Source organism: Chitinimonas arctica (genome assembly GCF_007431345.1).
In the GTDB taxonomy this organism is placed as follows: Bacteria; Pseudomonadota; Gammaproteobacteria; order Burkholderiales; family Chitinimonadaceae; genus Chitinimonas; species Chitinimonas arctica.
The window spans coordinates 2,926,540-2,939,625 of the sequence record NZ_CP041730.1 but is presented as its reverse complement, the minus strand read 5'-3'; the positions used below and the strand labels follow the sequence as shown (position 1 = coordinate 2,939,625).

The following is a 13,086-nucleotide window of genomic DNA, read 5'->3' as shown; positions in this document are numbered from 1 at the left end:
TTAGACAGCATGGCGGAATTTACTTTCAAGGCGGCAAGCGCCGACGGCCGTCAGGAAACCGGCAGCATCCAGGCGCAATCCAGCGCGGATGCCATGCGCCTGCTGGAAGAGCGGCTGCTGGTGGTATTCGAACTGCAGCCGCTCACCACAGCCGGCGCCGGCAGCCAGCGCCGAGGCAAGGTGGGGCATGCCGACCTGGTGATCCTGGTTCGCGAGCTGGCCACCCTGGCCAACTCCGGCATCAGCCTGGCCGATGCGTTGACGACCTTGAAGGATGCCAGCCGCGACACCCCGCTGAGCGCGCCGCTGGAGCGCATGCTGACCGCCATCCATGCCGGCGACGGCTTCTCGGTCGCGCTGCAAAAGGCCGAACTGGCCCTGCCAGCCTACGTCTTTGCCATGGTGCGGGCGGGCGAGGCGACCAGCAATCTGGGACTGGCCCTCGGCCGCGCGGCCGAACAGATGGATTTCGATGCCAAGATGCGTTCGCAAACCCGCGAGGCCATGGTCTATCCGATGATCCTGGTCAGCACCGGCACCATCGCCGTACTGTTTATCTTTTCCTTTGTGGTGCCCCGCTTCGCCGGCATGCTCAAAGGTAGAATCGACAGCCTGCCGTGGATATCCGAAGTCGTGCTGCGCACCGGCCTGTTTTTCAATGCGCATTTCATTGCAACCTTGGTCACCTTGGCCGCGGCGGTGTTCGCCGGCGTCATGGCCGCGCGCAATCCGCGCATCCGGGTACGCATGCTGGAACTTACCGCCCGCGCGCCCATTCTGGGCGAGTGGATACGTAGCGGCGAAACCGCCCGCTGGACCACCGCCCTGGCCATGCTCCTGCATAGCCGCGTGGCCATCCTGGCCGCCCTGGAACTGGCGGGAGGTTCGGTCCGGCTGGCGGAAACAGCCGCCAGGCTGGAAAGCGTGCGTAACGAGGTAAACCGGGGCCGGCGCCTGTCGCAGGCGATCGAACACCAACGCTTGCTGGAACCGATCTCGCTCTCCATGGTAAAGGTGGGCGAGCAGTCCGGCGAGCTGGCAAGCATGTTGCAACACGTTGCGCAGTACTGGGGCGATAAGAACCAGTCATTGCAACGCCGCGTGGTTTCGCTGATCGAACCGGCCAGCATCTTGCTGCTGGGTCTGGTAATCGGCTTTGTGATGGTAGGCGTGGTCATGGCCATGGCCAGTTTGACTGAGGTGAAATTGTGATACGGAAACAGAGTCGTCGAATCGCGCAGACGCTGCGCCCCGCCCAACTGGGCTTTACCCTGCTGGAGATGCTGGTGGTCCTGGTGATCATCGGCATGCTGGTCAGCCTGGTCGGTCCTCGGCTGTTCGCCCAGGTCGATTCGTCCAAGGTGCAGACCGCCCAGACCCAGGTCAAGTTGCTGCGCGGCGCCATCGAAACCATGCGGCTCGACCTGGGTAGCTATCCGACCAAGGAACAAGGCCTCTCCCTTCTGATCACGCCCCCCGGCGACGAAAAGCTGGCCAAACGCTGGCGCGGCCCCTACCTGGAAGACGCACTACCCAACGACCCATGGAACAATGCCTACGAGTACGTGGTGCCGGGGCCTGAAGGCCGGCCTTTCGGCATCTATTCGCTGGGCGCGGACGGCAAGCCCGGCGGCGAAGGCAATGACGCCGACGTCGGCATGGTGCCGAAGCAGGCTACGCCGTGACCAATCCAATCGCGGCGCGCGCGCGTAGGTATCCGGTCTAGCCATGCGTGGTACGGCCGGATTTTCGCTGCTGGAATTGCTGGTGGTGATGGCCCTGATCGCTATGCTGATGGGCCTGGTTGGTCCGAACTTCGTCGGCCAACTCGATCGCTCGCGCCAGCGTTTCGCGCTGGAGCAGTTCCGCGCCCAACTGACGCAGTTGCCGCGCTGGGCCCGTCTATCCGGCCAGTCCTTCACGCTGGAAAAGCTGGACGCGCCACTCCTGCTGAACAATGAAGAAATCCTCAGCCTCCCCGCTGGTTGGCGAGCCCAATTCGAGCCGCCCTTGCTGATATCGTCCACGCAGATCTGTTCCAGCAGCCGCGTCCGCTTACAGGACGAAAAGGGCCAGGCCATTGCCGACTATACCTTGAGCGGACCGGCCTGCGAACCTAAGGACCAGGCCGAATGAGGCGCAGCGGCAAGCGAACCGGCGGCGGCTTCGCCATGATAGAAGTGCTGGTCGCCCTGGTCCTGGTTACCTCGGTCGGCGTGGCCATCGTGATGTGGGCCGAAAGCGGCCTGCATTCGATCGGCCGCCTGCGGCTCGAATACGAACGCATGCGCGCCGTGCGCATGGCACAGGACTGGATACGCGCGCTGCCGGAAGACAGCAAGCAGCTCAAGGGCGAGGCCAAGCTCGGTAGCTGGAAAATCAGCTGGGAACGCAAGCTGATCTCGCAATCGGCGCAGAATGGCTATCCGCGCGGCCTGGGCATCCATGACGCCTTGCTTTACCAGTACCAATACCAGGTCTTTCAGGCCGACGAGCGCCGCCCCTGGTTCAGCGACGACGCCGTCGTGTTGCTGTCGCGCCAGGCCCGCACCTACAAGGCACCATTCCAATGATGCAGCCGTTGCCATCCCGGCGCATCGTGCAGGGTTTTACCTTGATCGAGGTGATGGTCGCCTTGGCGATTACCGCCCTGGTCATGACCCTGCTGATGAGCGCCACCTTCTATATGCTGCAGATCCGCTCCAAGCTGGGCGAGGAAGTCCAGCAGGGCGAACAGGTGGCGCGCCGGGAAGCCTGGTTCAGGCAGATCATCGGCAGCATCCAACCGCTGGAAGACGAAGCACCCGACCCATTCGAGGCCGACGCCAGCGGTTTTCGCGCCCTGGTCAGCCGTCCTTTGCGCGCCCAAGCGCTGGTCGCGCCGGAACAGATCGAACTGCGGATCGTCGCCGACGACCAGGGCGCGACCCTGGTCTACAAGGTAGACAAGGTCGAAACGGTGCTCGCCAACTGGCCGCGCGCAGCCGCGCGCTTCGCATACCTGAATCGGGCCGGCAAGATCGAGACCAGCTGGAATACCCTGCTTCAGCCCACCGAGCGCATACCGAGGGCGATCCAGATCGAAATCACCAGCAAGGATGGTGGGCGCCCGCTCGACTACTGGTTCGCCCGGATCGACGCCGACCCATGGCGCTATAAGAAGACCCTGCCGCCCTTCCTGCTACCCGGCGCAGGAGGCAGCTGATGCGTAAGCCATTCCTTACCCGCAAGCTTCAAACCGGCCGGCGCGGCAGCGGCCGGCGCGGCAGCCGAAGCCGGCAATCGGGCTATGTGCTGGTCATGACCATTGCCGCGCTGGCCCTATTGGGCCTGGCCGGCGCCTATATCGGCGAGCGTGTTTCCAGCGCGCTGCGGCTAGCCGCGGCGGAGCAGGAGTTCGCCAAGCAGGACAAGCTATTGCGCGACGGGATGGACAATGCGGTCTACCTGTTGGCCACCGTCAAACGCAGCCGCTTCGGCCTCGGCGGCGACACCGTTGCCATCCGGCTGGACGGCCGCTGGTACGACAACGGCAAGGGCATGGCCATCTCGCTACAGGATGCCTTCGGCCTATTGAATATCAAAACCGCGCCGCTGGGCTGGAAACAGCAGATGCTGGCGGGCTATGGGGTGCCCACCGAGCGCATAGGCTATCTGCTTGACGCCCTGGACGATTATATCGATACCGACTCGCTACGACGCCTGCAAGGCGCGGAAGCCGCCGATTACCAAGGCAAGGAATTGCCGCCGCGCAACCATCTGCTGCTCAACACCAGCGAGCTGCTGCGGGTCTACGGCTGGAGGACGGAAACAAAGCTATGGGGCGACGACCCGCTGCTGGACCATCTGGTCCTGGCGGAAGGTACCGGAGTAAACCCCGCCACCGCCAGTTGGCGTGTGCTGGCGGCCAGCCTGGGCCTGAGCGAAAGCGCCGCCAAGGATTTCGTCGTGCGGCGCCAGGATGCCGACCTCCCCACCCTGACCCAGCTGGCGGCCCCCTTTACCACGCCCAGCGGCGGCCTCGATATCTTCAAGCTGCATACAACCAGCCTGTTCCCCTCCGCCACCACCGTCATCACGGTGGCCCCCATCGGTAGCCGCCGCGCCCTGCGCGCCACCCTGACCATCACCCCGGACCAGCAGGGCAGCCCCTGGACCCTGAATGATGTGCACGAGATATCGCTGGCCAAACCGCTGCCGGGCAAGTTGCCCAAACTGCCGGATGTCAGCCCTTACACCGTGAATATCGAACAGGAACACATCGTGGAGCTGCCGTTCTGAGCTGCTTGTCAGCGGTCTAGTGGGTTTGTTGCATAAGCTTGTCGGTATACGCCATCACCACGGCCGATAGCAGGAACGTGCAATGGATCACCACCTGCCACAATACGCCCTGCATCAAACCGGTCGAGGAAGCGAGCGTGGGATTGCTGAGCTCGATAAAGGTCTTCAGCAGATGGATGGACGAGATGCTGATCAACGCCAGGGACAACTTGGTCTTGAGTACCCCGGCGTTGACGTGCGATAGCCATTCCGGCCGATCCTGGTGTTTCTCCAGGGCGTCGATCTTGGAAACAAAGGTCTCGTAGCCGCCTATCACCACCATGATCAGCAGATTGGCGATCATCACCACATCGATCAGGCCCAGCACGATCAGCATGATCTGTGCTTCGGTCACCGTCGTGGCGATGCTGACCAGATGGACCAGCTCATGCAGGAAATGGTAGACGTAAACGCCTTGGGCCACGATCAAGCCAAGATAGAGCGGCGCCTGTAGCCAGCGGCTGGCGAAGATGGCCGACTCCATACTGGAGACAAAAGGTTTCATGGGGCTACCTCGATAAATCAACGGAAAGAACGCGCCAGTATCCATATGCCGGCGGCGAGTGCAAGCCCGGCGGCAAGGAAATGGCGGTAGAACGAGGACGAATACGCAACGGTCGTCGCCTTATGTCCCTGCCGGGGAGAAAAACCCCAAGCCAAATGCGGCGGACGCCGCGCCGAGCGTAGAATCGCCGGGCGGCGGCCAGGGATGTACGGGACCAGACCATGCCTTGTTCCACCGAACCCGCCCCAAGCCATACTCCCCATATAGCTGGAATCACCTCAGGAGAACAAAGATGAAGCATTGGAAAGGCCGTTGGTTGGTTGGCGTATCGTTCATCCATACCGTGTTCGCCGTTGTCGTGTTCCATGAAGTCCTGATGGGGGTGCTTCAACGCGGTCTGTTCGACACCGTTGGCACCGACCCGATGATCGGCGCGGTGGTGTGGTTCGTCCTGTTTGGTCTGGCACTCTTTATCTGCGGCCTCGCCGTATCCGCACTGGAAAAGTCGTCGTCCGGCCCGCTACCGAAGTCGCTGGGCTGGAGCTTGCTGGCCCTCGCTATCCTCGGGGTGGTCCTGATGCCGGCATCGGGTTTCTGGCTGGTCTTCCCGCCGGTCATTGCGATATTGGCACGGCGATCGGAAGCAAAGTTGAGCGCGGCGGTGGGCGGAAGCGCGTAACCCTGATTGCGCGGGGGCTGCCCATTTCCCTGCACTCAATTCGTTTCGCGCCTAATATATATCCTATGCATTCCGAAAAAATGGTCGTTTTTCTCCTCTCTATCGCTGTGTTCGTGGTGCTTTTAGTAGGCATGAGCCTACTGAAGATCCACAAAAGCACAAAGTGGCAAGCCGCCGGCCTGTGCAGCGGATGCGGCAGGCCCTTGAGCTCCTCTCCCGCTCCCGTCGAGTCAGGTGCGAAACAGGAGCCCATGCCAATCGTCGTTTGCGAGCGTTGCATGAAGGGCCAAAAGCGGATGGGCCGCCTGTTCGCTTGCATGATGGCGCTCCTCCTGGCGGCGGCTTCATACCCGCAAATAATGCAATTCTTTTCCAGATAGATATTCACCCTCTTCACCGCTGAATAAGCGGGAGGGGATTAACAAAGCCCCGTATGGCTGACCAAGCCATGCGGGCTTTTTAACCCCCACGGCCTACATTCCACCGCAATCACCGCCATGCAAATCGAAATCTGCCCGACGTCCCTTGCCGACAAACGCACCATCTGGAACCTGTTCCAATTCTATTGCTACGACACCTCCATCGAGGACGGCTATGACGTCGAAGCGGACGGCTTCTTTTCTCTCAGTGCGGACTATTTCGCCCAGTACTGGGACAAACCACGCTGGAGTGCCCATCTCGTTCGTGCAAACGGCGCCATCGCAGGCTTCGTCCTGATAGAGCCTTCGGACGTGCTGCCACACGCCCAGGAGATTGGCGATCTGTTCATCCTTAAGCGCTGGCGCCGCCAAGGTATTGCGGAGCACGTCGCCAAGCAATTTCTAGCCAGGCGAACGGAGACCTGGGCAATCACCGTATTCAACGAATGGCGAGATGCGCGAAGCTTCTGGACAAAGATGTTTTCGCACCCTGCCCTGTCGGTAGACCAACAGCTGGCCGACCCCGATGGCCGCGATACGACGGTATTCGTGCTGGAGCCGAATATGGCCGCCTAGAGCGGCTACTACAGGTATGGACTATTAAAATGGGGGCAACCTTTGTTCACCTGAGCCGCCCTCAGGTCACTATCCAAATACAGCCTCGGAGCGCTTCAGATAGCCAATGAAATTGATCCAACGCACATCGACGGTTGCTAGCCCACAGACAGCCGGGATCTTGTAGTTGGGCATCAGCTTGGGCAATGCCGCTTGAAATTTTTCGTCGGTGACCAACTCAAGCCCGTGGATCTTGGAAGTTGCAATAATCAGCAGGTCATTCTCGCCCACGCCGCCACCAAACTTGTCTTCGACAACTCCGAGCAAACCTTTGATTCGTAATGCTTCATGCAGTATTACTTCGCTTACCGGGAGCCTGTCCAAATTGACGTCCCGTAGCCAGGCAGAACACTCGGGAACTTTATGCTCCACCTCATCGAACGCAATTGCGGACATTCGAACCAACCTCGCGTTGATTCGGTCCGCCAACCAAGTCCATAGGCCAGGAAACTGGCTCACCGGGTAGTTGTCCCACGCATAAATCATCGATGAGGCATCAAACGACTGCATAGTATTGCTCTAGCTTATGCAGATCCTTGATTGTCAGGTTGTCCAGGTAACTACTGGCCTTTGCCAGAGTAATGTGACGCATGCTCAATGCATCCAAGACAGTCTTGACATAGACTTCGCCGAAAATGTGCTTGGGCTCTCGGTTGCGGAACGCTCGGCTACCACCGTCGTCCGCGTTAAGGGTTGGTAGTTGCTGCCGCCACGCACGGTACGCGGCGTAAACGGCTCGATTTAAACGACCCGCGTCCATCAGTCGGCGCAATATCACCTCGCCGCTGACTCCCCAAGCCTTGCGCTGTGGCGCCATCCAATCATCGAGTTCGGTCACCTCGTTCGGACGCCCCTCGTCACGGATGCTAAGCAAAAAGCTGTCCGGGACCAGCAAGTACCCTGCAAACTTATTTGCGTCTTGTTCGTACCCATCATGCGAATGGAGATCGTTGTCGTCGTCGATGGAGCTGGTCTTATGCAATAGGAGGTGTCCCAGCTCATGCATCAAGGTAAAGCTCTGCTGCGTCTCGGCAGCCTGTTTCTTGATCACGATCACCGGGCACTGCGCGTCATAAAGCGAAAAACCGAGGATGGGGCTTTCCTTGGCAATCTGCCACGGCCCCTGGTAGCCATTGCTGCGAAAAACCAACAAGCCCCGCGCCTCTAATGCACGGCGATAATTGTCAAAGTCATTCCGGTCAGGCAAACCCAACCAGCGCCGAACCACTTCGGCGGCTTCATTCAGCGTAAACCCGCCAAGTACAGGGGGGTCGAAGCGAGCTAGTTCCCCATTGTCCAGCTCGTCGCGCAGATTCAAGAATACGGCACGCTGCCGCTCCACCCGCTCGATGAGCGCCTTTACCTTTGCGGACAGTTCAGGCTTTTGGTTCGCCAAGGTTCGAAACTGTGGCGTGTGTACTTGCTCCTCGTTCACCGGACCGGCTTCCAAGAAGAACAACACGCCCCGACCGCAGAACTCGGCAATCTGTTTCAGTTGATTGAAGGTCAGGCCAAGGTCACCCGACATGATTTTTTCAACGCTCGCAGGGGAAATCCCGACCTCGCGCGCGAGGTCTTCCGGTGTGATACCACGATCGGTACAGCACCAGGCTATACGTGCAATATTGATCGACTGAATCCGTTCCATATGAGCTCATTATATCGATTGGATTTCCAAGTAGCTTCAGGATATGTAACGTGTTATCCGTGTTGTGTCTTCCGTATTTCCGCTTGGTTGATGCTCCCACAAAGCAAAACCCCGCTCGACCCGATAGGGTCGTGCGGGGTTTTGTCCTGCTGCGGACCTGCCTAAGCAGGCCGTCGCATTACAACGAGTAATACATCTCGAACTCGACCGGATGGGTGGTCATGCGGAACTTGGTCACGTCTTCCATCTTCAGGGCGATATAGGAATCGATCCAGTCGTTGGAGAACACGCCGCCGCGGGTCAGGAACTCGCGGTCCTGGTCCAGGGCTTCCAGGGCTTGTTCCAGGCTGGTGCAGACCTTGGGGATCAGCTTGTCTTCTTCCGGCGGCAGGTCGTACAGGTTCTTGTCGGCCGGATCGCCCGGGTGGATCTTGTTCTGCACGCCATCCAGGCCCGCCATCATCAGCGCGGTGAAGGCCAGGTACGGGTTGGCCAAAGGATCGGGGAAGCGGGCTTCGATACGGCGGCCCTTGTCGCTGGCGACGTAAGGGATACGGATCGAGGCGGAACGGTTCTTGGCCGAGTAGGCCAGCATCACCGGTGCTTCGTAGTGCGGTACCAGGCGCTTGTACGAGTTGGTGCCGGGATTGGTGATGGCATTGAGCGCCTTGGCGTGCTTGATGATGCCGCCGATGTAGTACAGCGCGAACTCGGACAGGCCGGCATAGCCGTTGCCCGCGAACAGGTTCTTGCCATCCTTCCAGATGGACTGGTGCACATGCATGCCGCTGCCGTTGTCGCCGACGATGGGCTTGGGCATGAAGGTAGCGGTCTTGCCGTACTGGTGCGCCACGTTGTGGACGATGTACTTCAGGCGCTGGGTCCAGTCGGCACGCTGTACCAGGGTGCTGAACTTGGTACCGATTTCGCACTGGCCGGCGGTGGCCACTTCGTGGTGGTGCACTTCAACCGGGATGCCCAGTTCTTCCAGTGCCAGGCACATGGCCGAACGGATGTCGTGCAGGCTGTCCACCGGGGCAACCGGGAAATAGCCGCCCTTCACGCCGGGACGATGGCCGCTGTTGCCGGACTCGTAGTTCTCGCTGGACGACCAGGCGGCTTCTTCCGACTTGATCTTGACGTGGGTGCCGGACATATCCGTACCCCAGGTCACGCTGTCGAAGATAAAGAATTCTGGTTCCGGACCGAAGAAGGCGGTGTCGCCCAGTCCGGATGCCTTCAGGTAGGCCTCGCCTCGCTTGGCGATGGAACGCGGATCGCGGTCGTAGCCCTTGCCATCGGTCGGGTCGATCACGTCGCAGGTGATGAAAATGGTCGGTTCGTCGTAGAAGGGATCGATCGCGGCACTGGCCGGATCCGGGATCAACAGCATGTCGGATGCCTGGATGCCCTTCCAGCCGGCGATCGAGGAGCCGTCAAAGGCGTGGCCGTTTTCGAACCACTCTTCATCCACCACGTGAGCCGGCACGGACACGTGCTGTTCCTTGCCCTTGGTATCGGTAAAGCGCAGATCGACGAAACGGATGTCGTTGTCCTGGATTTGCTTGAGTACGTCGGCGACCGCCATTTGCATAACTCCTGAGGGTAGTGGGACGCCGGCGCGTTGCCGGGCCGGCTGGATATTGGATTGTAAAGCCTGGCCACGCGTCCTGCTCGTGCCCGATGAGATCAGGCCAGCCATTTAGCAGGAAGCATGCCACGGCCGGCCGGACTGGCCCGTTCACCATGCGGGGGCATTTTACCCCCGTGGCGCGCCCTGCATTGGTGCGGCGCAAATAAAATGACGCCCTGTTTTGGTGCGGGCCATTCCTCGCCAACTCAGCGCGGCCTATCTTTGCCATAATCCATTACAAGCCGACAGGCAGCCAGTGGAGAACCCATCATGAGCCAGACCAACGATATCCTGCAACGCGCTCGGGTACGTGCCGAACAACAGGGCCTTGCCTATTCCGGTGCCCTCACCCCTGACGAAGCACATACCCTGCTGGCCAACTTGCCCAATAGCAAGCTGGTGGATGTGCGCAGCCATGCGGAATGGCAGTTCGTCGGCACGCCGGCCAACGCCGTCAAGATCGAATGGAAGACCTGGCCGGGCATGCATCCCAACCCGAATTTCCTGGAACAGCTCAAACATCAGCTGGATGCGGAAGAGGTGCTGTTCTTCCTTTGCCGCACCGGCGGCCGCTCGCACGAAGCCGCTGCCCTGGCGGCCGCCAACGGCTACTCGGAGTGCTACAACGTGCTGGAAGGCTTCGAGGGCGATCGCGACGACGCGGGCCAGCGCGGCCGGCTCAATGGCTGGAAGGCCCGCGGCTTGCCGTGGAACCAGGCCTAGCATGCGCCTCCCGCTGGTGCTGATCGTTGCCGGACTGTTGGCCGCCGCCTGGTGGCAGCGCGACAGCCTGATGGCCACCCTGCAGCCGGCCCAGGAAAGCAAGCCGGTCTATCGCTGGACCGATGCCGGCGGCAAGGTCCAATATGGCGATCACCCGGGCGCGGCCAACGCGGTACAAGTCCAGCTCAAGCCCTTGAACATCGTCAAGGGCGCCAGCAAGGCAGAGTTGGCCAAGGCAAGCCAGCCGCCGGCCAGCGCCGCGACGCCGGCCGCGCCACCGGCCAGCTGCGAGATGGACGATGTGGCGGCACAAGCCCGCTGCATCCAGGCGCAGACGGCGCCGCGCAACCTGGCGCTGGAACGGGTCAGGCAACTCGGCGACCAGCTCGGCAAATAGGCGGGCGGCACCGCTCTTAACTCTTCACCTTGATGCGCCCCCTACATGACCGACCGTTATGCCGTCATCGGCAACCCGATTGCCCACAGCAAATCACCCGCCATCCATGCCGCTTTCGCGCTCCAGACCGGCCAGAAACTGAACTACACGCGACTGGAAGCGCCGCTGGATGGTTTTAGCGACTGCGCCGCCGAATTCCTGGCCATGGGCGGCAAGGGCTGCAATGTCACCGTCCCGTTCAAGGAAGAAGCCTACCGCTTCGCCAACCGGTTGAGCGCGCGTGCCGAACTGGCCGGCGCGGTGAATACGCTTTGGCTGGACGACGACGGCCTGGTCGGCGACAACACCGATGGCGCCGGACTGTGCCGTGACCTGCTGCGCCATACCGAACTGCGCGGTAAACGTATCCTGCTGCTGGGTGCAGGCGGCGCGGCGCGCGGCGTGATCGCGCCCCTGCTGGCGGAAAAGCCGGCGCGCTTGCTACTGGCCAATCGTTCCGCCGACAAGGCGACCCAGCTGGCCGAGCGATTCTCCGCGGCCAACTTGCAAGCCACCGGCCTGGATGCCTTGGCCGGACAGGCTTTCGACCTGGTGATCAATGCCACGTCCGCCAGCCTGGCCGGCCAGCAGCTGCCCTTGCCGCCCAGTTTATGGCGGCTGGAAACGGTGGCTTACGACATGATGTACGGCAAGGAAGAAACGCCATTCCTGGCGCAAGCGGCCGCAGGCGGCGTGGCCATGCGGCTGGATGGCCTGGGGATGCTGGTGGAACAGGCGGCGGAAGCGTTCTACCTGTGGCGCGGGGTGCGGCCCGAGACCCAGCCGGTACTGACCGAGCTGCGCGCCGCCTTAGGGACACACTGAAATATTGCGCCTTCTCAAACTGCGGCTCACCGCCCGGCAGAGCCGGGCGTTCACGGGCTGTGATAAATCAACGATCCCTTCGCTGATTTATCACACTCCCCCTCACCCGGGCGGCCCCGCCCTCGCACCCGCAAGGAGTGGGCCGTGGTTGTACGGTGCCTTCGGCGCCTACAACCACGCACCCGCCGCGAGGGAGCCTCGCTGACGCTCGTCAATGCATGGAATCAGCGCGTCCTAGCGTAATGGGCAGCGGCACGACGGCGCACCGTCGTGCCTTGTCGGACTTACCAGGCCGGCAACTCGTGGCCAAAGGCTTCGCGGTAATCGGCCCTCAGGCTGTCGCGATCGAAGTGGTGGTTCTGGCCACCGCGCGCGGCGATCTTGATGGCGCCCAGCAGCGAGGCCAGGCGGCCGGTGGTTTCCCAATCCCAGCCTTTCTCGATACCGAACAACAGGCCGGCGCGATAAGCATCGCCGCAACCGGTCGGATCCAGCACATCCTTGGCTTGCGCCGCCGGAATCACGATCTCGCGACCGCCCACATAGATGGTCGACCCCTCACTGCCGCGCGTCACGATCAGCGCGCGTACCATGGCGGCCAGGTCGGTGATCGACTTGCCGGTCTTTTCTTCCATCAGCGCTGCTTCGTAGTCGTTCAGCGTGACATAGGCCGCGGCAGCCACGGCGCCCCGCAATTCCTCGCCGGTAAACAGCGGCATGGCCTGGCCCGGATCGAACACAAAGGGAATATCCGCTTCCTGCAGCTCGCGGCAACGCGCCAGCATGCCTTCACGGCCGTCCGGACCGACCAGGGCCAGCTTCAAGCCGCTGATATGATCGAAGCGATTGTCGTGCGATTCGCTCATGGCGCCGGGATGGAAAGCGGTGATCTGGTTGTCGTCCAGATCGGTAGTAATGAAGCACTGCGGCGTAAAGAGTTCCGGTACCATGCGGATGCAGTCCTGGCGCACGCCAAGCGCGCTCAGCCGGGCGGCATAGGGGGTGAAGTCCTGCCCCACGGTCGCCATGATGACCGGCTCGCCGCCCAGCAACTGCAGGTTGTAGCCGATATTGCCGGCGCAACCGCCAAACTCGCGACGCATCTCGGGCACCAGGAAAGACACCGAGAGCATATGGACCTTGTCCGGCAGGATGTGATGCTTGAAGCGGTCCGGAAAGACCATGATGGTGTCGTAAGCGACCGAGCCGCAAATCAGGGTGGGCATGTGCTGTCCAAGTTGAAAAGGCAAACCCGCATTGTATCCGGCCGACACCCTAGGCAG

General features: G+C 61.3%; 16 protein-coding genes. 11 read left to right on the top strand and 5 right to left on the bottom strand.

What is annotated here, in order from left to right; genetic code table 11:
• The first annotated feature begins 9 nt into the window (after window positions 1-9).
• The 6 genes from FNU76_RS13240 to FNU76_RS13215 are packed head-to-tail and all read left to right on the top strand — an operon-like array spanning window position 10 to window position 4,281.
• Window positions 10-1,212 (top strand): type II secretion system F family protein, encoded by a 1,203-nt coding sequence (locus tag FNU76_RS13240; RefSeq protein ID WP_144278641.1) that lies wholly within the window; start codon window positions 10-12, stop codon window positions 1,210-1,212.
• Entirely contained in the window at window positions 1,209-1,685 is a 477-nt protein-coding gene (gene gspG / locus FNU76_RS13235) for a type II secretion system major pseudopilin GspG (protein ID WP_223879012.1), read from the top strand. Before FNU76_RS13240 ends, gspG begins: the two co-directional genes overlap by 4 nt.
• Before the next feature lie 43 nt (window positions 1,686-1,728).
• Entirely contained in the window at window positions 1,729-2,136 is a 408-nt protein-coding gene (locus FNU76_RS13230) for a type II secretion system protein (protein ID WP_144278640.1), read from the top strand.
• On the top strand, window positions 2,133-2,573 hold the full coding sequence (locus FNU76_RS13225) for a type IV pilus modification PilV family protein (protein WP_144278639.1): 441 nt from the start codon (window positions 2,133-2,135) through the stop codon (window positions 2,571-2,573). Before FNU76_RS13230 ends, FNU76_RS13225 begins: the two co-directional genes overlap by 4 nt.
• On the top strand, window positions 2,570-3,205 hold the full coding sequence (locus tag FNU76_RS13220) for a PulJ/GspJ family protein (protein WP_144278638.1): 636 nt from the start codon (window positions 2,570-2,572) through the stop codon (window positions 3,203-3,205). The genes FNU76_RS13225 and FNU76_RS13220 overlap by 4 nt, the downstream gene beginning before the upstream one ends.
• Complete coding sequence (locus tag FNU76_RS13215) at window positions 3,205-4,281, top strand: type II secretion system protein GspK (RefSeq protein WP_144278637.1); 1,077 nt, start codon at window positions 3,205-3,207, stop codon at window positions 4,279-4,281. The genes FNU76_RS13220 and FNU76_RS13215 overlap by 1 nt, the downstream gene beginning before the upstream one ends.
• 16 nt (window positions 4,282-4,297) lie before the next feature.
• On the opposite strand, the gene FNU76_RS13210 is transcribed toward FNU76_RS13215, so the two are convergent.
• A complete protein-coding gene (locus tag FNU76_RS13210) occupies window positions 4,298-4,825 on the bottom strand; it encodes a TIGR00645 family protein (protein WP_144278636.1) in 528 nt (175 codons plus the stop codon).
• Between the two features lie 292 nt (window positions 4,826-5,117).
• Between FNU76_RS13210 and FNU76_RS13205 the strand changes: the two genes are divergently transcribed.
• The gene (locus tag FNU76_RS13205; RefSeq protein ID WP_144278635.1) at window positions 5,118-5,504 is read left to right on the top strand and encodes a DUF6463 family protein; all 387 of its coding nucleotides are present in this window, start codon (window positions 5,118-5,120) and stop codon (window positions 5,502-5,504) included.
• Window positions 5,505-6,001: 497 nt separating this feature from the next.
• Window positions 6,002-6,499 carry a GNAT family N-acetyltransferase gene (locus FNU76_RS13200; protein WP_144278634.1) on the top strand — a complete coding sequence of 166 codons (498 nt, stop codon included), beginning with the start codon at window positions 6,002-6,004 and terminating at the stop codon, window positions 6,497-6,499.
• Window positions 6,500-6,568: 69 nt separating this feature from the next.
• Here the strand turns inward: FNU76_RS13200 and FNU76_RS13195 are convergent, their stop codons facing one another.
• From FNU76_RS13195 to glnA, 3 genes are all read right to left on the bottom strand, one after another.
• Window positions 6,569-7,048: a DUF4411 family protein gene (locus tag FNU76_RS13195; RefSeq protein ID WP_144278633.1), complete on the bottom strand. Its 480-nt coding sequence runs from the start codon at window positions 7,046-7,048 to the stop codon at window positions 6,569-6,571.
• Window positions 7,035-8,186 carry a helix-turn-helix domain-containing protein gene (locus FNU76_RS13190; RefSeq protein WP_144278632.1) on the bottom strand — a complete coding sequence of 384 codons (1,152 nt, stop codon included), beginning with the start codon at window positions 8,184-8,186 and terminating at the stop codon, window positions 7,035-7,037. Before FNU76_RS13190 ends, FNU76_RS13195 begins: the two co-directional genes overlap by 14 nt.
• A 178-nt stretch (window positions 8,187-8,364) precedes the next feature.
• Window positions 8,365-9,774 (bottom strand): type I glutamate--ammonia ligase, encoded by a 1,410-nt coding sequence (gene glnA / locus FNU76_RS13185; protein ID WP_144278631.1) that lies wholly within the window; start codon window positions 9,772-9,774, stop codon window positions 8,365-8,367.
• A gap of 315 nt (window positions 9,775-10,089) precedes the next feature.
• Between glnA and FNU76_RS13180 the strand changes: the two genes are divergently transcribed.
• From FNU76_RS13180 to aroE, 3 genes are read left to right on the top strand one after another with little or no spacing between them, the layout of a single operon-like run.
• On the top strand, window positions 10,090-10,542 hold the full coding sequence (locus FNU76_RS13180; protein ID WP_144278630.1) for a rhodanese-like domain-containing protein: 453 nt from the start codon (window positions 10,090-10,092) through the stop codon (window positions 10,540-10,542).
• Window position 10,543: 1 nt separating this feature from the next.
• Window positions 10,544-10,939, top strand: a complete 396-nt coding sequence (locus FNU76_RS13175) for a DUF4124 domain-containing protein (protein ID WP_179958110.1) — start codon at window positions 10,544-10,546, stop codon at window positions 10,937-10,939.
• A gap of 45 nt (window positions 10,940-10,984) precedes the next feature.
• Entirely contained in the window at window positions 10,985-11,803 is an 819-nt protein-coding gene (aroE, locus tag FNU76_RS13170) for a shikimate dehydrogenase (RefSeq protein ID WP_144278628.1), read from the top strand.
• A 284-nt stretch (window positions 11,804-12,087) separates the two neighbouring features.
• Here the strand turns inward: aroE and FNU76_RS13165 are convergent, their stop codons facing one another.
• Window positions 12,088-13,029 carry a carbohydrate kinase family protein gene (locus tag FNU76_RS13165; RefSeq protein ID WP_144278627.1) on the bottom strand — a complete coding sequence of 314 codons (942 nt, stop codon included), beginning with the start codon at window positions 13,027-13,029 and terminating at the stop codon, window positions 12,088-12,090.
• Window positions 13,030-13,086: the final 57 nt, after the last annotated feature.